Source organism: Corynebacterium sp. CNCTC7651 (assembly GCF_021496665.1).
Lineage (GTDB): Bacteria > Actinomycetota > Actinomycetes > Mycobacteriales > Mycobacteriaceae > Corynebacterium.
Map to the genome: position 1 here is coordinate 526,456 of NZ_CP071246.1, position 19,184 is coordinate 545,639.

General features: G+C 66.3%; 20 protein-coding genes. 7 read left to right on the forward strand and 13 right to left on the reverse strand.

All coding sequences use genetic code 11. From position 1 onward, the window contains the following. Positions 1-18: 18 nt before the first annotated feature. Positions 19-615, forward strand: coding sequence for a hypothetical protein (locus tag JZY91_RS02570; protein ID WP_234948421.1), 597 nt, complete (start codon positions 19-21; stop codon positions 613-615). Here JZY91_RS02570 and JZY91_RS02575 read toward each other — a convergent pair. From JZY91_RS02575 to JZY91_RS02600, 6 genes are all read right to left on the reverse strand, one after another. Then, on the reverse strand, positions 612-1,025 hold the full coding sequence (locus JZY91_RS02575; RefSeq protein ID WP_234948422.1) for a hypothetical protein: 414 nt from the start codon (positions 1,023-1,025) through the stop codon (positions 612-614). The two genes, JZY91_RS02570 and JZY91_RS02575, sit on opposite strands and share 4 nt — an antisense overlap. 17 nt (positions 1,026-1,042) lie before the next feature. Next, the gene (locus tag JZY91_RS02580) at positions 1,043-1,696 is read right to left on the reverse strand and encodes a DUF3239 domain-containing protein (protein ID WP_370639242.1); all 654 of its coding nucleotides are present in this window, start codon (positions 1,694-1,696) and stop codon (positions 1,043-1,045) included. Positions 1,697-1,780: 84 nt separating this feature from the next. Further along, the gene (locus JZY91_RS02585; protein ID WP_234948423.1) at positions 1,781-3,424 is read right to left on the reverse strand and encodes a DNA repair helicase XPB; all 1,644 of its coding nucleotides are present in this window, start codon (positions 3,422-3,424) and stop codon (positions 1,781-1,783) included. 75 nt (positions 3,425-3,499) lie between these two features. Further along, positions 3,500-4,708, reverse strand: a complete 1,209-nt coding sequence (locus JZY91_RS02590; protein ID WP_234948424.1) for an ABC transporter permease — start codon at positions 4,706-4,708, stop codon at positions 3,500-3,502. Next, positions 4,708-5,589 (reverse strand): ABC transporter ATP-binding protein, encoded by an 882-nt coding sequence (locus JZY91_RS02595; RefSeq protein WP_234948425.1) that lies wholly within the window; start codon positions 5,587-5,589, stop codon positions 4,708-4,710. The genes JZY91_RS02590 and JZY91_RS02595 overlap by 1 nt, the downstream gene beginning before the upstream one ends. A 50-nt stretch (positions 5,590-5,639) precedes the next feature. Next, the gene (locus JZY91_RS02600) at positions 5,640-7,724 is read right to left on the reverse strand and encodes a helicase-associated domain-containing protein (RefSeq protein WP_234948426.1); all 2,085 of its coding nucleotides are present in this window, start codon (positions 7,722-7,724) and stop codon (positions 5,640-5,642) included. 51 nt (positions 7,725-7,775) lie between these two features. On the opposite strand from JZY91_RS02600, the gene JZY91_RS02605 reads away from it, so the two are divergent. Next, positions 7,776-7,970 (forward strand): hypothetical protein, encoded by a 195-nt coding sequence (locus tag JZY91_RS02605; RefSeq protein ID WP_234948427.1) that lies wholly within the window; start codon positions 7,776-7,778, stop codon positions 7,968-7,970. An 88-nt stretch (positions 7,971-8,058) separates the two neighbouring features. Here JZY91_RS02605 and JZY91_RS02610 read toward each other — a convergent pair whose 3' ends face one another. Further along, on the reverse strand, positions 8,059-8,730 hold the full coding sequence (locus tag JZY91_RS02610; RefSeq protein ID WP_234948428.1) for a resuscitation-promoting factor Rpf1 domain-containing protein: 672 nt from the start codon (positions 8,728-8,730) through the stop codon (positions 8,059-8,061). Between the two features lie 266 nt (positions 8,731-8,996). Here JZY91_RS02610 and JZY91_RS02615 point away from each other — a divergent pair, with 266 nt between their 5' ends. Continuing rightward, complete coding sequence (locus JZY91_RS02615; protein WP_234948429.1) at positions 8,997-9,380, forward strand: cold-shock protein; 384 nt, start codon at positions 8,997-8,999, stop codon at positions 9,378-9,380. Between the two features lie 25 nt (positions 9,381-9,405). Here the strand turns inward: JZY91_RS02615 and JZY91_RS02620 are convergent, their stop codons facing one another. Continuing rightward, positions 9,406-9,903, reverse strand: coding sequence for a DUF2771 domain-containing protein (locus JZY91_RS02620; protein ID WP_234948430.1), 498 nt, complete (start codon positions 9,901-9,903; stop codon positions 9,406-9,408). Between the two features lie 9 nt (positions 9,904-9,912). Then, positions 9,913-10,719 (reverse strand): glutaminyl-peptide cyclotransferase, encoded by an 807-nt coding sequence (locus JZY91_RS02625; protein ID WP_234948431.1) that lies wholly within the window; start codon positions 10,717-10,719, stop codon positions 9,913-9,915. Between the two features lie 50 nt (positions 10,720-10,769). Here JZY91_RS02625 and JZY91_RS02630 point away from each other — a divergent pair, with 50 nt between their 5' ends. After that, positions 10,770-11,468 carry a DUF3027 domain-containing protein gene (locus tag JZY91_RS02630; protein ID WP_234948432.1) on the forward strand — a complete coding sequence of 233 codons (699 nt, stop codon included), beginning with the start codon at positions 10,770-10,772 and terminating at the stop codon, positions 11,466-11,468. Positions 11,469-11,478: 10 nt separating this feature from the next. Here the strand turns inward: JZY91_RS02630 and JZY91_RS02635 are convergent, their stop codons facing one another. Next, a complete protein-coding gene (locus JZY91_RS02635; protein WP_234948433.1) occupies positions 11,479-12,237 on the reverse strand; it encodes a hypothetical protein in 759 nt (252 codons plus the stop codon). Between the two features lie 46 nt (positions 12,238-12,283). Between JZY91_RS02635 and JZY91_RS02640 the strand changes: the two genes are divergently transcribed. Continuing rightward, positions 12,284-13,747, forward strand: coding sequence for an NCS2 family permease (locus JZY91_RS02640; protein WP_234948434.1), 1,464 nt, complete (start codon positions 12,284-12,286; stop codon positions 13,745-13,747). Between the two features lie 10 nt (positions 13,748-13,757). Beyond that, positions 13,758-14,567: an RNA methyltransferase gene (locus tag JZY91_RS02645; RefSeq protein ID WP_234948435.1), complete on the forward strand. Its 810-nt coding sequence runs from the start codon at positions 13,758-13,760 to the stop codon at positions 14,565-14,567. A 5-nt stretch (positions 14,568-14,572) separates the two neighbouring features. On the opposite strand, the gene JZY91_RS02650 is transcribed toward JZY91_RS02645, so the two are convergent. The 3 genes from JZY91_RS02650 to serC are packed head-to-tail and all read right to left on the reverse strand — an operon-like array spanning position 14,573 to position 17,628. After that, complete coding sequence (locus JZY91_RS02650; RefSeq protein WP_370639243.1) at positions 14,573-15,520, reverse strand: hypothetical protein; 948 nt, start codon at positions 15,518-15,520, stop codon at positions 14,573-14,575. Between the two features lie 7 nt (positions 15,521-15,527). Next, entirely contained in the window at positions 15,528-16,445 is a 918-nt protein-coding gene (gene sepH, locus JZY91_RS02655; protein ID WP_234948436.1) for a septation protein SepH, read from the reverse strand. 55 nt (positions 16,446-16,500) lie between these two features. After that, on the reverse strand, positions 16,501-17,628 hold the full coding sequence (gene serC / locus JZY91_RS02660; protein ID WP_234948437.1) for a phosphoserine transaminase: 1,128 nt from the start codon (positions 17,626-17,628) through the stop codon (positions 16,501-16,503). 243 nt (positions 17,629-17,871) lie between these two features. On the opposite strand from serC, the gene JZY91_RS02665 reads away from it, so the two are divergent. Next, on the forward strand, positions 17,872-19,167 hold the full coding sequence (locus JZY91_RS02665; protein ID WP_234948438.1) for a citrate synthase: 1,296 nt from the start codon (positions 17,872-17,874) through the stop codon (positions 19,165-19,167). The last annotated feature ends 17 nt before the right edge of the window (positions 19,168-19,184 follow it).

The window sequence follows — 19,184 nt, forward strand, 5'->3', positions numbered from 1 at the left end:
GGACACTCTCTCATCGGCGTGCCGGAGATCGGAACCCTAGCCAAGGCAGACTTCACGGAGCGGGTCGCATGGGGTCAGATCGCCATCCACATCCTTACTATCTTGATCGTCGGCATGTGCGTAATCGGTCTGGGTACTTTGCTCACTATCCACCTGGAGCAGGTGTTTGGCATGCCGGCATCGCAGCGCGGCTTTGTCATTATGGCCGGCGGCCTCGCCGCATTCTTCCTGGCTTCGCGTGTGGGAGCCCTCGTCGATACGCAAGGCGCCCTTCGGGTGCTCACCGGATGCGCAGTGGTTGCTGCGTGTGCGATTGCTCTGATTCCGGCACTGCCGTGGCCGGTGCTCATCGCCGTATGCTGGGCGGTTGCTTTTGTTGGTGCACAGGGAATGCAGACGACTGTGACGTACTCGGTGCTTCGCACCCCAGGAGGTTCGCGATTCAACTCAACGGTGCTCGCGTTCCGCTTCTTCGGCCTGGCACTGACGCCGGTGATCCTGTTGCCGATCTACTTCCGCTCCGTGCCGGCAGGCTTTATTGTGCCGGCCGGGTTACTCATCGCGGCTGCGGTGCTGCAGTTGGCGCGGGGGCGCAGCTCGCGGGTCAGCGGCTAGTCGGCGTGGCGCTGCATACCGCGTTGAGCGGAGTCCCAAGCCTCCAGCAAACCTTCCGCTGCCGCGTCACCGCCCGGAACGACGGTATTCAGCAAGTTCTTTGCCTCGTCCCGGGTAATCGGGCCGCTCGTTGCGTACTCGCTGAACAAGGCCGCGGTTTTTGCGGGGACAGGCAGCAGGCCTCCCGTGATGTCAACTTTCTCGCCGCTGTTGTGCGCATGCACTGCGCCGAGGAGCTTTCGGGCAAGAGCCTCCTCTTCGAAGGTCAAACCAGCCAGCATCGCGGTTTTCCGGAACGGCGTCATCGGGGACGGGAAAGGGTGGTGCAGTTCAATAAGCCGCTCAACCTGAGTGGACAGGTATTCAATGCGCTGCTCCAACGCGACGATGTCAGGCGAGTGCTCTCCCATAGCAACGGGCTCCGCGGCTAGATAAGGACCAGTGAGTTCTTCGAGTCCTGGATCACCGCATCCTTCTTGCGTGCCTTGTCCAAGACGTGCCACTGCTCCTGGGGGACGGATTTGCGGGCGGTGGCAATGACATCCTCATCAGGCGTTGCCCACGCAATGGGCATCGGGGTGATGGTCTGCCAGTGGTTTTTGTCGTGCGTGGAGCGCTGCGCGCCGACAGCGGTGACGGGAACGCGGGTGCCAATCTTGTCGCCGGTGTTCGGAATGGGCTTGACCACCAGAGAGGTCACGCCCCAGCGTGGCGGCAGGGCAGGATCGACGTTAGTGTTCACCAGCGCGGTGAGGGTGACCGTTGTTCCGGTGTTCTCGGTGATCACTGCGGGGGCGAGCGGGTGGGAATCGTACAGCTGCTGGGTCTTGCCCACGGAGCGGGGGATTACAAGCGCGACGATGAGCATCATGACGCCGAACAGCACTAGGCCCAGCGAGCCGAGGAGGTGCCACGGGGAGGACTCATCGACCAGGAACCACACCAGCGCGCCACCAATCAGAGAGAGAACGAACAGCGCTAAACCAGAGATGACGAGGTTGCGGGTATTGCGCAGCATCTCGTTGTGCTGCTTCGCGTAATCCTCATCGACGTCGAACTTGAACACCTTCATCTCGGCCATAACACACAAGTGTAGAGGCGGACGGAGCAGAACAAACGGCTAGGGCCGGGGTGCATCCCCGGCCTTAGCCGCGCATTGTTCTTCCTAAAGGTCCCCGGCGTCTACCAGCCGGTATGCATAACCCTGCTCCGCCAAGAAGCGTTGGCGGCGGGCGGCGTATTCGGCATCCAGGGTGTCGCGCGCAACGATCGTGTAAAACAACGCCTCCGCGCCGTCCGCCTTCGGGCGCAGCAAACGGCCCAGCCGCTGCGCCTCCTCCTGGCGCGAGCCAAACGTGCCGGAGATCTGGATTCCCACCGCCGCTTCCGGCAGATCGATGGAGAAGTTCGCAACCTTACTTACCACCAGCGTGGAAATTTCCCCGCGCCGGAAAGCATCGAAGGTTGCTTCTCGACGTTTGGTTGAAGAAGCGCCGTCGATAAGCGGAGCCCCAATATGGGCGGCCACTTCCTCCAGCTGATCCACGTACGCCCCAATCACCAGCGTCTGCTTGCCAGCGTGTTGCGCAAGAATGCGGTCCAGCGCCGCAAGTTTGCCCTGGCTGCATGCGGCGATGCGGTAGCGCTCGCGGGTCTCCGCGGTGGCGTAGGTGAGGCGCTCTTCAGGGGAGAGTTCCGTGCGCACCTCCACGCACTCCGCGGTGGCGATGTAGCCGGCCAGCTCGAGTTCTTTCCACGGTGCGTCGTAGCGCTTGGGGCCGATGAGGGAGAAGACGTCGTCCTCACGGCCATCCTCGCGCACCAGCGTTGCCGTGAGCCCGAGCCGGCGGCGGGATTGCAGGTCCGCGGCCATGCGGAAGACGGGGGCGGGGAGGAGGTGCACCTCGTCGTAAATAATCAGCCCCCAGTCGCGCGAGTCGAACAGTTCCAGCGCCTTGTACTCGCCCTTGGTCTTGCGTGTAACCACCTGGTACGTGGCGATGGTGACGGGGCGGATCTCCTTGCGTTCGCCGGAGTACTCGCCGATCTCGTTCGGGGTGAGGCTGGTGCGGCGCAGCAGCTCATCGCGCCACTGCCGTCCGGCGACGGTGTTGGTGACTAGAATCAGCGTGGTGGTTTTGGCCTGCGCCATTGAGGCGGCGCCGACGATGGTCTTGCCCGCGCCGCACGGCAGGACGACAACGCCGGAGCCGCCCTCCCAGAACGAGTCCGTGGCGTAGCGCTGGTAATCGCGCAGGTCCCACCCATCACCCGCGGTGAGGTCGATCGGGTGGTGCTCCCCGTCCACGTACCCGGCCAAGTCCTCCACAGGCCAGCCCAGCTTGGTCAGCTCCTGCTTGATCCGCCCGCGTTCCGACGGATGCACCGGAGCCGTCACGTGGTCAATCGGCGTGCCCGTGAGCGGATGGATCTTCTTGCTTTTGAGCACCTCGGTGAGGATCGCCGGTTCCTCAGCCTCGAGGATCAGCCCGTGGGCTGGGTGCTTGATCAGCTTCAACCGGCCGTAGCGGGCCATGGTCTCGGCGACGTCGATAAGCAGGGCCTGGGGGACCGGGAAGCGGGAGAAGCGCTCCAGCACGTCCACGGCTTGCTCCGCATCGAATCCGGCGGCGCGTGCGTTCCACAGCGCAAGCGGGGTAATGCGGTAGGTGTGCACGTGCTCCGGCGCGCGCTCCAGCTCCGCGAACGGGGCGATCGCAGCTCGGGCGGCGACGGCCTGCGGGTGCGCCACCTCAAGCAGAACGGTTTTGTCTGATTGGACAATCAGGGGGCCGTCGCCGAGGGGCATGGTGGGAGGTCCTTTCCGCCGGAGTGTGTGGGCATGCGTTGTAGTGCAACACCGGGGAGAGGACCAAGATTCCCGCTACGCGCGCGAGCCCTTCAGCGCCTCGGACCACTTGGTCACGCGGCCGTTGTTCAGGATGGAGCGGCGGTAAATGCGCGCCGCCAGCCACACTACGGCGATGGTTGCCGCCAGCGCGATGAGGAAGGACAGGCCCAGCTGTAGTGCGGAGAAGTCGCCCGCGGCGTAGCTGAGCGGCGCGGCGAAGATGGACAGCGGCGGGATCCAGGAGCAGACCTGCATCCAGGTCGAATCCGTTTCCATCCAGCCGAACGCTGGGACGTACGCGCTTAGCATGATCAGCAGCAGGATCGGCATCTGGGTGGATTGCAGGTCTTCCGTGCGCTGCACCATGGCACCCGCCGCGGCGTACAGCGCGCCGAAGAACAGCATGCCCAGGATCCAGGCGATGAGCATCACCGGCAGGATGGACCAGTCGAAGGGGATGTTGTCCAGCAGGCCGGAAAACTGCAGCCCCAGCGCGCCAGCGCCAAGCATGACCGCGGTAGCGATGAAGCCGAAGAGCAGGGTGCCCAGGAGCTTGCCGGCGAGGAAGTCCATAGGGCGCACGGACGCCAGGACCAGTTCCACCACGCGGGAGGATTTTTCTTCGGTAACGCGGCTGCCCACCTGGGCGGCGAACGTGATCACGGTGAAGATCATGATCATCAAAGACACGAACGCGGTGAGCAAGCGGATGAACGTTGCCTCGGATGTTCCGCTCTCCTCGTCCGCTGCTTCGGCCACGTCCACCGGCTTCACCTCAATCTGTGGGGCGGCTGCCGCGTACGCAGCCGGGTCCACGCCGAGCGATTCCAGCGCCTTCGCTTGGGCTTGCTGTTCTGCAAGCGCCTCCGCCGCAGAAAGTACGGAGGTGTTGGGGAAGCCGTCTGAGATGACCTCCCAGGTGTCGCCCTCCGCAACGATGGCCGCTTCCACGTCGCCGTCGCGGACAAGGCGCTCCGCCTCGGCGCGGTCGGCCGCACCTTGGGCATCTAGGCCGGAACCGTCAAAGAGCTGCGATTCCACACCGACGGTGGCCACGCTGGTCCCGGCGTCTTCGCCCTCGTCCTTGTTCATCTGCCAAGTGAAAAACCCGATGAAACCGAGCATGACCAGGATGAGGATAAGGAGGGTGATCAGCACGCTGCGGGTCTTGGCCAGGATCTGCATCTCCCGTACGGCGGTGGTCTTGATGGTGTGCCAGGAAGAATACGTCGATGCTGTCATTACTTCACAACCTCCTTGAACAGGTCGTTGAGATCGGGGACGACGCGGGTGAACTCATGGACCGGACCAGCAGCAAGCGCCGCCTGGAGAATGCGCTGATCATCATCCACGCTCTGGGTTTCCAGGATGACGTGGTTCAGGGAATCGTCGATAAGCACAGTGCCCTGCGGGAACCAGCCGCGCGCCTGCGTGCCCACCCGGAAGCGAATGGGGCCGCCCGCGCGCAGCTCGTCGACGGTGCCTTCGGCCACCATGCGGCCTCGGGTGACAATGCCGATGCGGTCGCACAGACGCTGCACCAGGTCGAGCTGATGGGAAGAGAAAACGACGGGCACGCCGTGGGTGCGGGCGCGGTCCGTCAGCATCCGGCTCATCACATCCACGGCGACGGGGTCGAGGCCGGAAAACGGCTCGTCCAAAATCAGGATCTCCGGATCATGGATCAGCGACGCCGCAAGCTGCACGCGCTGCTGGTTACCCAGGGAGAGGTCATCCAACTTCGCGTCCAGGCGCTCCCCGAGGCCGAGCTCCGTGAGCAGCTCGGTGCCGCGCTGCTTGGCGACGTCCGCTTCCACACCATGCAGCTTGGCAAGGAACACTAATTGGTCCAGGATCTTCTCCTTGCCGTAGAGCCCGCGCTCCTCCGGCATGTAGCCGATACGGCGCCGCGTGTCATCGTTGAGCGGCTCGCCGTTGAGCAGCACCTGACCCGAATCAGTCTCCAGCACGCCAAGCGCGATACGCATGGTGGTGGACTTGCCCGCACCGTTCGACCCGACGAAACCGTAAATCTCGCCAGGGCCGACGGTGAAACTCATGCCGTCGAGGGCCTGCACCTCGCCAAAGCGCTTGTGCAGGTCTTGCACTTCCAGGGTGGTCACAAGGTCACCTTTCTGTGGGGAACAATGGCCGACCCCCAAGGTAGTGGTTTTCAGCGCAAAACGGCTCGGGTGATCCGGGAAAGTGAAATCCTGATCACCCGGTCCGTGGCTTCATCCAGCGCGTCGACCTGCCCGGCGTTAACGGAAAGTGGCAGCACGGTCGCGGTTTGTCCGCGGCCGTTGCTGTCTACGTACCCCAGTGTGACGTGGCGGCGCGCGCGTGCCGCGGCCCGCAGCGTCTCCAGGGTGTCGGTGCCCGTCTGTCCGCCCTCGGGTCTGTCTATGGCGTTTGTACGCAGCGCCGCGATTACGCGTTCGGCGTACTCCGGCTCCACGCTTCGCCTGCTGGGTAGCTCCGAGACGCTCCCGTTTGCAAGGAGTGGCTCCGGCGCGAGGTCGATCTGCACACCTTGGTTGTTCTCGGCGGCGGGTTGGAAACCCGCGTCGCGCAGCCGAGCCATGAGCCGCGGCAACGGTTCCTCCGACACCGCGACCGTCGGTGCGAGCACCCGAACAGGCACCTGCTGCGCGACCAGCGCGATCAGTGCCGGATCTTCGCTGCGCAGGTAACTCATCGCGCTGCCCGCACGAATCGCCCCGTGGTTCCGCGCCACATCCTCCACTAGGTACGTCACCGCCTGCGGCACGTTCCCAAGCACGTGCGCATCCAGCCAGGCACGGATTTCGGCACCGGTCAGACCGCTGTCCAGGGCTTTGCGTATCGACGCCTGCGTTAACCTCCACACGCTCGCAAGACCAGGCGATTCCAGCTCGGCGATTCGCTCCACGAAACGGGCCGCCTCAGGGGCCAGCGGGCCAGGCGCGAGCAGGGTCATGTCCGCTTGCGCAATCAGGGTGTCCACCTCTGCCGGCACTAGGGGAGCGGCTGCGGCGGAGATCGAAGAACCGTCGAAAAGCGCGAGCAGCGGGGAGGACTCGGTAGGGGAGCCGCCCGGGGATGCGAGCGCACCCACGGTGTGGGCTTCTGCGGCCACGGCGGCGATGTCCTCGTCGCGGAGGCGAGACGCGTCGAGCGGGGCGTTGAACAGCAGGCGCTGCATGTCGCCGCCGTTTCGGAGGATGGTGAGGCGGTTCTCGCGGGCCCACGGGGTGTGGGTCTCGGTGGCGAATACTTTGTAATTGGGGTCAAGGCGCCAAGGGGAAGCCACCCATGCCCGAAGCAGTACCGCCCACTGGTCCGCCAGCGTGGCGTGCAGCCAATCCAGCGCCTGGTTGCTTGCGGCGAGGTATTCGGTGACCTCGAACTGGTCTGGGTAAGCGGGACCGGTGAGCCCCGCCGCGTCGGCGACGGTGAGGTGCAGCGCGGGATCGAATCCGAGGGTCTTGCTCAGCGTTCCGTGTGCGCGCACGCCCAGCGTGCCGTCCTTGTTCAGCACTGCCGGCGCTGTCAGGAGATGGGTGAGCAGTTGGCGGGTCTGGCGGACGAATTCGAGGCCCTGTCCGGCAGCCGCTTGGTCCGCTGTCGCTTGATCGGTGCTCGGTTCCGCCGGTGTTTGCGTGGGGAAGATGCGTGGTGTGCGCCCCGCCACTACGTCGCGGACCTGGCGGGGGAGGCGCACCGTGGTGTCATCAACGCGCGCGAGTAGCTGCTTTGTGATCAAGCGGGCGACCGGGGTCGCGGGGTCCGCGCCGGGCGCGGCCGCCCTGGTGGTGCCGAGGCCGCTGGACGCTGCCAGAGTGTCCAGGACCCGGCGCTCCAGCGCCGGCAGGTCGCGGACCAGGTCGGCGACGTTGTCCGGCGCGGTGTCTCCGATGCGCCAGCCGGGAGGCAGGGCGCTTAACGTGCCGGGGGCGATACGGACGGCAGTGTCGGGGCCATAAATCAGCGCCCGCTCGCGCAGCCGCGTGAGATCGCCGAGCGATCCTGCGGTGCGTCCCTCAGTTGCGTCCACCGAGCTGAGTTCGGCGCCGCGGTCAGCCAAGCCCTCGAGCGCGATGAGGTCGGCGGCGTTGAGCGAATGCAGCGCGGCGTGCATGGACGCGGGGAGGGCAAGACGCGAAGCCAGGGCGCCGATGGAGGGCGGGATGGGGAAGAAGGCATCCGGGCGGGTGGTGATGAGCGTGCGAAGCTGCTCATCCGTCAAGCCTGCGAGGGCATCCTGGAATGTAGACATTTCGCCCCATGTTACGTGCGTTTTGTCGGCCGACATGAAAGAATGAGGGGCATGGCTAAAGATGCAGCGAAGATCGGTCGCGCGAACCCGGCGTGGCCCACTCAGGTCCCTGGTAACGGTCACCCGGTGACGGAGATTTCCTCCAAGCTCACCGGCGCAAACAGCCCGTTTGGCAACGAGCTGGTGCTGCCGCTGCCGGCAGAGCAGACCGGCTACGTGCACACCACCACCCGCCTGAACCGTTAAGCGTCTGGCGCGGTAAAGCAGAAAGCGCCGGCTACCCCAACTGTGGGTGGCCGGCGCTTGTGCGTGCGCGCCAGGTGCTTTGTGCTGCTTAGCCGTTGATCAGGCCAGCGGCGCGGGCAGCGGCCCAGATGTCGCCGGCGAGCACAGCGTCGATCAGCGCCTTGTTGCCGGTGTAGAACGCGTTGTAGTCGTGGCGGTTTGCAGCGTAAGTGTCGTGCACAACCTGCGGCACGGCGTAGCCGGCGCCGGACACAGCGGCGACGATCTGCTTGTACAGCGCGTCCACGGCCAGCTCAGCGGCCGGGGTGGAGCTTGCGGCCGGTGCGGCCGGTGCTGCCGGTGCGGCGGGTGCTTGCACCGGTGCCGGAGCGGTGACGGCCTGGGCATCGCGGTTGGTCGGTGCGGAACGCAGGCCGAGGCGTGCGGAGCAGGCCGGCCAAGCTCCCCAGCCCTGGCCGGCCAGGGTGCGCTCTGCCACGATGATCTGCTGCTCGCGCGTTGCCTGGTGCGCGTACGGGGCGAACTGGCCGCCGCCGTATGCGCGCCAAGTGCCGGCGGAGAACTGCAGGCCACCGTAGTAGCCGTTGCCGGTGTTGATTGCCCAGTTGCCGCCGGACTCGCACTGCGCGAGGCGGTCCCAGTCAGAGTCCGGGGCCGCGGAGGCCTGCGGAGCGACGATGCCGGTGAGCGCGGCTGCTGCGGCGGTGCCTGCGAGCGCCTTCTTAACTACCGACGTGTTCTGCTTGCTGTGGCGTCCCATTGTGACACTTCCTCTCAATTTCAGCCGTTGGCTCTTCAACTTGATGCGGGCAAGCCTAACGGTGTGTAACGATTCAGTCACGCTGCAAGCACGAAATTGCGACGATGGGCGCGTGGTACGGCGATGCGGCTGGCCATTTGCCCAGTTCGTGGCGCTAGGAGAAAATTCAGTGATACATGTCACAAGTAGCCCGAGTGAAGTCGCTCCCGGGCGAAATAGTAGGCTCTAACTTTTCGTTATTGGGGAGTAGAAGGAGGTCTGTAGCCATGCCAGTTGGAAAAGTGAAGTGGTACGACGCAGAGAAGGGATTCGGGTTCGCATCTAACCCGGGCGAGGAGGACGTGTTCATTGGAAAGAACGTGCTCCCCGATGGTGTGGATGAACTCGTCCCCGGCCAGCGCATTGAGTTTGATTTCGCGGCCGGTCGCCGCGGCCCGCAGGCACTGCGGGTGAAGGTGTTGGAGACGCCGAAGCGCCGCCCGATTCACCGCCGCAAGCCGGAGGAGCTTGGCAGCATGCTCGCGGATGTGATGACGATGATTGAGACGCAGATTCAGCCCGCGCTCACCGGCGGCCACTACCCGGACCGCAAGGAGAGCCGCCAGGTGGCGGAGATCCTGCGCGCGGTGGCGAAGGAGCTGGACGCGTAATCACATACGCGGCGGGCGGCTCGGCCTACTCGAACCCGATAGACCAGGTGGCGATGACGGGGATTTCCTCCCCGGCATCGTCTTTATCTATTTCTAGGGCGGATACTTCCGCGACGACGAGCTTCGCGCCCGAGTCCGTCACGGCGGCGATCTCCTGCGACGTTGCCTCTCCGGAGGTGAAGACGATTTCGGCGTTGGCCGCGGGATCGTCGTAGATCATCAGCAGCCGCCACGAGCCGTCCGCGATCTCGGGCGGAACGGTGACGGTCACGGTGGCTGGGTCGAGCCCCATCGCCGGCGGCGTACCGCCGTCGCACTCCTGATCCAGCTCGCACACCGTGTACGGGGCGATCTCCAGGACATCGCCGGCGGAGGCGACTTCAACCCGCAGATCCCGCACCGGGGTACCGGGCCGGTTGCGCTGCCACTCCATCACCCCGTACACCGCCACCACCAGCACAAGTGCCGCGACGACGATCGCCGCCACCTGCGCCCAACCCTGACCTTGCCGCCGCTGTGCCATGGCGCAAGGCTACCCCGCGGGTTCAAACGCAACGCGGTAGAGGTCCGGCCAACGCTTGCCGGTGAGGTAGAACTCCTCCGTGCCGGGGATATGCGCGATGCCGTTCAGGACGTTGTTCGGCTCCGGGGCGGCGTTGTTGGGCACCGCGGAGGCGTCAATCACGGCCGTCACCTCACCGGTGGCGGCATCAATGCGCATGATGTCCGTTGTGGTGAACACGTTGGCGTACACCACGTCTCCCACACACTCCAGCTCGTTGAGCCCCGCCACCGCCTGCCCGTTCAGTGTCACGGTGAAGCGCTCCCGCTCTTCCAGCGTGGCGGGGTCCATGCGGCGCAGCTCGGAGGTGCCGTCAGAGAAAATCACTTCGCCCGCCTCCGGTCGCGCGCAAATGCCCCACCCTTCGCCGCTGTAACTCGCGCGGCCCGTCTCCTCCAGTGTCTCGGCATCGCGCCGCAGAGCAACGCCGTCGAGCCAGGTGAGTTGCCACAAAGAATCGTCGACACGCGTGATGCCCTCCCCGAAGTAGGCCGGGTCGATGTCCTGGGACGCGAGCACGGCGCCGTCGAGGGTGCGGCGGTAGATGCGGGACTCGCCCTCCATGCCGGTGCCCACGTAGAGGGTGCCGTCGGCTGCGACTTCGAGGCCCTGGGTGAAGCTGGTCGGGTCGAAGTCGTGGCGCTCCTTCACCACCGCCACCAGCCGTTCCGGCCCACCTGCATCCGGCGCGGGCTGGGTGCAAGCCGCCGGAAGCAGCGAGAGGGAGGACAGCGCGGCCACGGCAGGCAGCGCGAAGGAAAGGCGGCGTGCAGTCATGGGCACTACCGTAGTGCAGCGCCGCGAAGACGAACTTGCATAATAAGGGCGTGACTGATTCCACCTCCCGCTCCCGTTCCCGGTCGCGGCGCCGGAAGGCCGCGAAGTCCCCGCTGCTCGCGCCGTCTGCGGTGGCTACTGCCCGGCAGGCGCTTGAAGAGGTCGCCGGCGGCGAAGAGGTCGGCGACCACATCGGCGTGACCGGCCTGGGCGAGAACGTGGCCACCCACCGCTTCGCCGCGGACGTCCCCGGCTACGCCGGCTGGGAATGGAACGCCGTGGTGGCGTGCGCCACTGGCTCGGACTGGGTGACCATCAACGAGGTCGCGCTCGTCCCCGCCACCGGCGCGCTCGAAGCGCCGGACTGGGTCCCGTACTCCGAGCGGCTGCGCCCCGGGGACCTCGGCCCGGGCGACGTCATGGAGCTTTTGCCTAACGACGATCGCGTGACCGAAGACTCCATGTCCCGCCACGCCATCACCTTCCCGGGGCGCGAAACCAAGCGCTACCTCACCGAGCAGGGCTTGAGCGCGGCGGAGCGCCGCTGGCGCACCGGAGACTTCGGGCCGAACAGCGAGTTCGCGGAAAAAGCGGCGCTGCACTGCCGCAGCTGCGCGTTCTACCTGCCAATGGGCGAGCCGGTGGGGGACAACTTCGGTGTGTGCACCAACGAATACTCCGCAGACGGGCATGCGGTGGCCGCGTCCTACGGCTGCGGCGCGCACTCCGACACCGCGGTGGTGAGCTAGCGCGCCCGCGCTAGACCATGGAGGCGAGCAGCCTCCGCGCCTCGTTTACATCGCGGTGCGACGGCACGCCCCCGCGGTCAAACAGCGAGCGCGCCGGGAAGCGCGTGCCGTACTCCAGCCACGTATCCACCAGGCGGGCACCGTACACCGGGTCCACCACCCACACCTCGCTGTCGCGCAGCCGCGACGTGGCAAAACCTTCCGGCTCCTCCACTACCTCCACGCCGTAGCCGCCCAGGATCTGCAGCACGCCGTCCATGGCTATCGACGGGGCGGTCGCGGGATGCGTGGATACGTGCACGCGCCCCGGCTCCACGACCAGCAACGGGTTCATGATGGCGGAGATGGTGCGCAAGGAGGCGTCGACAAGCAAGCCCTCGTGCGCCGGAATGCCGGCCAGGACGGATTGCTGCCAGCCCAAGTCCGGCCCGAACTTGCCCGGTTCCGTGCGCTCATCGCGCACCGGGTCCGCCTGAACGGTGATCTCGGACGGGGCGGGCGGGAGCGGGCGAAGCGACAGCGCAGGGGTGCCGCCGAGGACCTCCAACACGCCGCGGCGGGTGCCCGCCACGCCGGCGATCCGGATGCGGAGCTGCTGCAGGGCGGAAGGTGCGACGCCAAGGGACCGCAGCGCGGCGGCGTAACGCTCTGCGTCAATCACCGCGCCCTCGGACACCACGAAGTTGAACACGTCCACGACGCCGCCCGCACCTCCAATAAGGCCGTAGTTGGTAAATTCCCCATCCAAGTGGGAGTCTATGACAGGCATTAGCCAGTCAAACTCAATGACCTTCCCATGATAAGGGGACCTTACCGTGACAACCCGACACGCGACCCCCGAGGCCGCCACGGAACCTACAGGCGGCCTTGACCGCTTCTTCCACATCTCTGAGCGCGGCTCCACCGTGGGCCGCGAAATCCGCGGCGGTGTGGTCACGTTCTTCGCGATGGCCTACATCGTGCTGCTCAACCCGCTGATCATCGGCACCAGCCCGGACCGCGACGGCGTGGTCCTGGGCATCCCGCAGGTCGCCGCTGTGACCGCGCTGGTTGCCGGCGTGATGTGCATCCTCTTCGGCGTGATTGCCAAGTACCCCTTCGGCATCGCCACCGGCCTGGGCCTGAACACCCTGGTTGCGGTGACGCTGGTGGGGCAGCAGGGCCTGACCTGGCCGGAGGCGATGGGCCTGGTAGTCATCGACGGCATCATCATCTGCATCCTCGCCGTCACCGGTTTCCGCACCGCCGTCTTCAACGCCATCCCGAACTCCATGAAGGTGGCCATGAGCGTGGGCATCGGCATGTTCATCGCCATGATCGGCCTCGTGGACGCGGGCTTTGTACGCCGCGTGCCGGACGCCGCGATGACCACCGTGCCGGTGCAGCTGGGCTTCGAGGGCTCCATCGCGTCCTGGCCCACCCTGGTGTTTGTGCTGGGCCTGGTGATCTGCGGCTTCATGGTGGTGCGCAACGTCCCGGGCGGCCTGTTCATCGGCATCGTGGTCACCACCATCATCGCCATGATCGTGGAAGCGCTCACCGGCGCAGGCTCCTCGGCGGATGACCCGCACGGCTGGTCCCTTGCTGTCCCGCGCCTGCCGGAATCCTTTGGTGGCAGCCCGGACCTGTCCCTGGTGGGCAACGTGGACCTCTTCGGCGCGTTCATCAACGTCGGCGCGGTGGCTGCGTCGCTCATGGTGTTCACCCTCGTGCTGGCGAACTTTTTCGACGCCATGGGCACCATGACCGCACTCGGCCGCCAGGCCGGTCTCGCGGATGAGAACGGCAACCTGCCGGACATGAAGCGCGCCCTGGTCGTCGAGGGCTTCGGCGCCGTGGCGGGCGGCCTCGCGTCCTCCTCCTCCAACACCGTGTACGTGGACTCCTCCGCCGGCATCGCGGACGGCGCCCGCACCGGCCTGGCCAACGTAGTCACCGGCCTGCTCTTCCTCGCGGCGATGTTCTTCACCCCGCTCTATGAGATCGTGCCCATCGAGGCCGCCGCGCCCGTCCTGGTGGTCGTCGGCGCGCTGATGATGATGCAGGTCGGCTCCATCGAGTGGACCCAGTTCCACATCGCGCTGCCGGCGTTTCTCACCATCGTGGTCATGCCGTTCACGTACTCCATCGCCAACGGCATCGGAGTCGGCTTCATCGCCTTCACCGTGATGGCCATGTTCGCGGGCAAGACCAAAGAGATCCACTGGATCATGTGGCTCATCTCCGCCCTCTTCGTGGTCTACTTCGTGCAGGGTCCGCTGCTCGCCGCACTCAGCTAAGGCCGGGGCCATGCTTATCGACGATCCCTTGTCACCTCTCCTCGACGACATCCGCGACCTGAAGCATGCCGACGGGGAGCGGGGGCTTGTGATCGCCGAAGGGCCGCTGGTGTGCGGAAGGTTGCTGGAATCGCGCTTTCCAGTCCGGGCGGTGTTCGGGTTCGGGGGCAGGTTGGAAACGTTCGTCGATACGCATGGCGCAGAGCTCGAGCGGCGGGGGATTCCCGTGTACGAGATCTCGCGCGCGGTGATGGGGGAAGTTGCGGGCTACGACCTGCACCGCGGGCTCCTGGCGTCCGCGGACCGGCCCGCGCCGCTGAGCGTGGCCGAAGTGATTGACGGTGCGCGCACCGTCGTGGTGCTGGAGGGGGTGGGGGACCACGAGAACATCGGGTCCATCTTCCGCAACGCCGCGGGCATGGGGGTGGACGGCGTGCTGTTCGGCGCGTCCACCGCGGATCCGCTGTACCGCCGCAGCGTGCGGGTGTCTATGGGGCACGCGCTGCGCACCCCGTTCGCGCACATCGGCGGCACGCCAACGACGTGGCAGCGCGGCCTGGACGAGCTGCGCCAGGCGGGGTTCCACATCGTGGCGCTCACGCCCGCGCCGGACGCGGTGGAGCTGAAGCACGCGCTGGTGGACGCCGCGGGCAAGCAGCATGACAAGGTGGCTTTCCTCGTCGGCGCGGAAGGGCCGGGCCTGACGGAGCACGCCATGCGCGCCGCGGACGTGCGCGCGCAGATCCCCATGGCGCCCGGCACCGACTCGCTGAACGTGGCCACCAGCGCCGCGGTGGCGTTCTACGAGCGCAACCGCTAACTGCGCTAACGGTCCGAGTGGCGGATGCGCTCCATCAGCGTGTCCCTGAGCTGGGCAAGCCTGCGTCGCAGGTCTCGCCAAATGCGGCGCGCTACTGCCGCCGACGCATCCGCGAGCTGGGCAAACTCCTCGCCCTCGCGGTCGTTCTCGCGGACCTCGTAGTCGTCGTACGCCCCGTCGCCCTCTGCGAACTTGGCAGCCACCTCGCTGACGCTCTTCGCCGGCTTCTCCGGCGCGGCGGCAATCTTCGGCTCCGGGCGGCCGTCTACGGCGTAGCCCACCACGTGCACATCCGGGCTGTCCGCGCCGGGGGAGAGGTCCACGCCGACCCAGTTGCGCATGGCCTCGCGCATGAGCTCCTTCGGCTCGAACGGCAGCGTAATGCCGCCCAGCTGCGAGAGGTCCACGCCGACCCAGTTGCGCATGGCCTCGCGCATGAGCTCCTTCGGCTCGAACGGCAGCGTAATGCCGCCCAGCTGCTCCGCCGTCTCCCCGGCCCAGTACCGTGCCTCAAACGGCTCCGGCATGCCCACGTCTTCCAGTACTCGCTCTCGCGTGGCGGTTAGGGAGCGGCGCAGGTCCTCGCCCACGTAGTGCGCAAACCCGGCGTAATCGGAGTCCGTGCCCTCCGCGAACAGGTACGTATCCGCGGCCGGCAGCGCCTCGCGCAGGTAGCCCATGGTTTCCGTCAGCTTCTCCGAATCCGCGACGAACGTCTGCACCACGGCCACACCCGGGTACCCCGCGATGTAGAACTCGTGGCGGCCGGGTTGGGAGGACCGGTTCAGCGGAAATTCCCCAATCGGCGTAATCGGCCACGCCGGGTTGACCTGGCTGAGCAGCTTGCGCCCGAACCCGCGGTCCGCCTTCGGCTCAGTCTGCAGCACGCCCGCCGGATCCGCGGTGGTGACAAACCAGAACGTGACAACTGCCGGGTAGCTCAGCGCGTGCATGCCACACCTACTTCTTCGGTCGCTTCGGGGTGGTGCGCACGCCCAGCAGCACGTCTTCCCAGTGCGGGGTCACTGCCTTTCGCCGCCGCTGCTGCGGCTGCGCTTCCTCATCCGGGTGGCGCAGGAAATCGCCCTCCGCGACCGTTTCTTCGCCCTCGAACTCGGCGTCGGCAGGCGAAAGCTCGGGCTCCGCTTCCCGACGGAAGCTTTGCGTATCGACGGCCGTCAGCGAGCGCACCGGCTGCACAAAATCCGGGTCCGTAAGATCCGCGGCCACAGCGTTGCGAGCCTCCGTCGTTGCCGCCGAACCCATCTTCCGGGTGTACGACCACAGGGCCTCGTTATCCGTCAGCCCTGCCTGCCAGCGCACGTGGACAACCCAGGCGTCGCCGGGTTCGCGGGTGGCGTCCCAGGAAGCGTCGGCAAGCGAGTGCCCGCGAGCGGCGAAGGCGGACGCCAGGATTTCGAAAAGCGTGAGTTTGGCGGGGCCGTCCTCGCGCAGCGGGTGGGACTGCTTCGCGGCCTCCGCCACCTGGGAGCGCTCCAGCAGCACCGGGTGCGCGTACGGCTCCACGCGGGACAGCGCGGTGGCGTACAGCGGGTCCGGCTCCGGCAGCGTCCGCTCCTTGGGAGCCGGAGCCTCTGCGGCGGCGGGATCTGCGCCGTCGGCGCCGGCTTCGGCGAAGTCCGCCGGGGTTACGTCGGCCTCTGCAGCGCCCTCGGCCTCAGCCGGTGCCGGAGTGTCGTCGGCGGAGGGCACCGCGAACAGGGTGCTGCCGGTGGACTGCGCCTCGGCCGCCGGTTCCCGCTGCTCCCGCTCGTCCTGCAGCTCGGCGCGCGCGAGCTGGTAGCGGACACCGTCAGTGTCAATCAGGACAAGAAACGTCTCCGTCGATTCCTCGTGGCTGAGGTGCAGCTCGCGCATGGCTCTCCCTATTCGGCGGACAAGATCGTGCCCAGACTATCCCAGAAGCAGGCGTTTACTTCGCGCCCACGCCCTGCTCCAGGAAGTAATCGATCGCGGACGTCAGCTTCTCCACATCCACCGTATCCACGGCCGGGAACATGCCGATGCGCAGCTGGTTGCGGCCCAGCTTGCGGTACGGCTCCACGTCCAGAATGCCGTTCGCGCGCAGCGCCTTGGCCAGCTCGGCGGCGTCGATCGCCTCGTCGAAGTCGATGGCACCCACCACTAGGGATCGGGCTTCTTGCTTTTCGACGAACGGCGTTGCGTGCTCATTCGCCTCCGCCCAGCCGTAGAGCGCGTTTGCGTTCGCGGTGGTGCGTGCCACCATGCCGTCCAGGCCGCCGTTCTCATTCATCCAGCGCACCTGGTCGGCGAGCATGAGCAGCGTCGCCACAGCCGGGGTGTTGTATGTCTGGTTCTTGCGGGAGTTATCCACCGCCGTCTGCAGGTCCAGGAACGCCGGGATGAAGCGGCCCGATTCCTTGATCTTTGCAATGCGCTCGATCGCGGCCGGGCTCATCGCCGCCAGCCACAGGCCGCCGTCCGACGCGAAGCACTTCTGCGGGGAGAAGTAATAGACGTCCGCCTCTTTGAGGTCGACGGGGAGCCCGCCGGCGCCCGACGTAGCGTCGATAAGCACGAGTGCTTCCGTGTTGGGGCGGGTGACGGGCACCATCGCGCCGGTGGAGGTCTCGTTGTGCGCCCAGGCCACGACGTCTGCGTCCGTGCCGTCCAGCTCCGACGGGGACGGGGCGGTGCCCGGCTCGCCCGCGACCACCTGCGGCTCCTCCAGCCACGGGGCCTGCTTGGATGCCTTGGCGAACTTGCCGGAGAACTCGCCGAAGCTCAGGTGCGCGGACTTGCGCTCGATGAGGCCGAACGTCGCCGCGTCCCAGAACGCGGTGGCGCCGCCGAGGGAGAGCACGATCTCGTAGCCCTCGGGCAGGGAGAACAGCTGCGCCAGGCCGTCGCGCACGTCGCCGACGACGTTCTTCACCGCCGGCTGGCGGTGGGAGGTGCCGATGATCGCCGCGCCGCGCGCGATGGCGTCGAGCTGGGCGGGGCGCACCTTGGAGGGGCCGCAGCCGAAACGGCCGTCGGCGGGGAGGAGGTCGGCGGGCAGGGTGGGGTAGTCACTCATCATCGGCACCGGCTTTCTTGGTCGAAGCGCTACATATCTTCCGCCGGGCATTATATAACGCAGTGTCCAGTGCATAACTGCTTGCGTGGGTGCAGGGTGTGGTGTCGCCGTGGAGGCTCAGTTTGTGTCAGGCGGGTCACAGCGGGTGCTAGGATGGACGCATACATCCACCGGCCTTGGTGCGTGGTCGCCGAAATGCGCCTCTCACCTGGGCCGGATCCACGAAACAAGGAAGGGTTACTCGTGGCTTCTGAGAACGAGAACAAGGCAGTACTTCACTACCCTGGCGGCGAGTTTGAGATGGACATCATGCCCGCCACCGAAGGCAACGACGGCATCGTCCTGGGCAAGATGCTGAGCGAGACCGGCTACGTCACCTTCGACCCGGGCTACGTCTCCACCGGTTCCACCGAGTCCAAGATCACCTACATCGACGGCGACAACGGCATCCTGCGCTACCGCGGCTACGACATCGCGGACCTGGCCAACAACGCCACCTTCAACGAGGTCTCCTACCTCCTGATCAACGGCGAGCTGCCGAACGCGGAGCAGCACGAGGCGTTTTCCAACGACATCCGCCACCACACCCTCCTGGACGAGGACTTCAAGGCCGCGTTCAACGTCTTCCCGCGCAACGCGCACCCAATGGCTGTGCTCGCGTCTTCCGTGAACATTCTCTCCGCCTACTACCAGGACCAGCTCAACCCGCTGGATGAGGAGCAGCTGGACAAGGCCACCGTGCGCCTGATGGCCAAGGTGCCGATGCTGGCTGCGTACGCCTACCGCGCATCCCGCGGTAAGCCGTACATGTACCCGGACAACAAGCTGAACCAGACCGAGAACTTCCTGCGCATGATGTTCGGATACCCGACCGAGGAGTATGAGGTTGACCCGGTCCTGTCCAAGGCGATGGAGAAGCTGCTCATCCTGCACGCTGACCACGAGCAGAACTGCTCCACCTCCACCGTCCGCATGATCGCTTCCGCGCAGGCCAACATGTTCGTGGCCATCGCCGGCGGCATCAACGCCCTGGCCGGCCCGCTGCACGGCGGCGCGAACCAGGCCGTGCTGGAGATGCTGGAGGACATCCAGAAGAACAACGGCGGCGACGCAACCGACTTCATGAACCGCGTGAAGAACAAGGAAAAGGGCGTCCGCCTGATGGGCTTCGGCCACCGCGTGTACAAGAACTACGACCCGCGCGCGGCCATTGTGAAGGACACCGCGCACGAGGTGCTGGAGCACCTGGGCGGCGACGAGATGCTGGACCTCGCCATGAAGCTCGAGGAGATCGCGCTGAACGACGAGTACTTCATCCAGCGCAAGCTGTACCCGAACGTGGACTTCTACACCGGTCTGATCTACCGCGCCATGGGCTTCCCGACGGACTTCTTCACCGTCCTGTTCGCCATCGGCCGCCTGCCGGGCTGGATTGCCCAGTACCGCGAGCAGCTGGAGATGAACTCCAAGATCAACCGCCCGCGCCAGATCTACACCGGCTACGAGCACCGCGAGTTCGTGCCGAAGGACCAGCGCTAAACGCTCTCGCGCGCGTC

What these genes read in the sequence shown, in the direction of transcription:
- JZY91_RS02650 (WP_370639243.1), bottom strand. Translation starts at nt 15,520, where the DNA reads ATGCACGCGCTGAGCTACCCGGCAGTTGTCACGTTCTGGTTTGTCACC.
- JZY91_RS02645 (WP_234948435.1), top strand. Translation starts at nt 13,758, where the DNA reads ATGCTTATCGACGATCCCTTGTCACCTCTCCTCGACGACATCCGCGAC.
- JZY91_RS02600 (WP_234948426.1), bottom strand. Translation starts at nt 7,724, where the DNA reads ATGTCTACATTCCAGGATGCCCTCGCAGGCTTGACGGATGAGCAGCTT.
- JZY91_RS02585 (WP_234948423.1), bottom strand. Translation starts at nt 3,424, where the DNA reads ATGCCCCTCGGCGACGGCCCCCTGATTGTCCAATCAGACAAAACCGTT.
- serC (WP_234948437.1), bottom strand. Translation starts at nt 17,628, where the DNA reads ATGAGTGACTACCCCACCCTGCCCGCCGACCTCCTCCCCGCCGACGGC.
- JZY91_RS02605 (WP_234948427.1), top strand. Translation starts at nt 7,776, where the DNA reads ATGGCTAAAGATGCAGCGAAGATCGGTCGCGCGAACCCGGCGTGGCCC.
- JZY91_RS02635 (WP_234948433.1), bottom strand. Translation starts at nt 12,237, where the DNA reads ATGCCTGTCATAGACTCCCACTTGGATGGGGAATTTACCAACTACGGC.
- JZY91_RS02625 (WP_234948431.1), bottom strand. Translation starts at nt 10,719, where the DNA reads ATGACTGCACGCCGCCTTTCCTTCGCGCTGCCTGCCGTGGCCGCGCTG.
- sepH (WP_234948436.1), bottom strand. Translation starts at nt 16,445, where the DNA reads ATGCGCGAGCTGCACCTCAGCCACGAGGAATCGACGGAGACGTTTCTT.
- JZY91_RS02590 (WP_234948424.1), bottom strand. Translation starts at nt 4,708, where the DNA reads ATGACAGCATCGACGTATTCTTCCTGGCACACCATCAAGACCACCGCC.
- JZY91_RS02610 (WP_234948428.1), bottom strand. Translation starts at nt 8,730, where the DNA reads ATGGGACGCCACAGCAAGCAGAACACGTCGGTAGTTAAGAAGGCGCTC.
- JZY91_RS02615 (WP_234948429.1), top strand. Translation starts at nt 8,997, where the DNA reads ATGCCAGTTGGAAAAGTGAAGTGGTACGACGCAGAGAAGGGATTCGGG.
- JZY91_RS02580 (WP_370639242.1), bottom strand. Translation starts at nt 1,696, where the DNA reads ATGGCCGAGATGAAGGTGTTCAAGTTCGACGTCGATGAGGATTACGCG.
- JZY91_RS02620 (WP_234948430.1), bottom strand. Translation starts at nt 9,903, where the DNA reads ATGGCACAGCGGCGGCAAGGTCAGGGTTGGGCGCAGGTGGCGGCGATC.
- JZY91_RS02575 (WP_234948422.1), bottom strand. Translation starts at nt 1,025, where the DNA reads ATGGGAGAGCACTCGCCTGACATCGTCGCGTTGGAGCAGCGCATTGAA.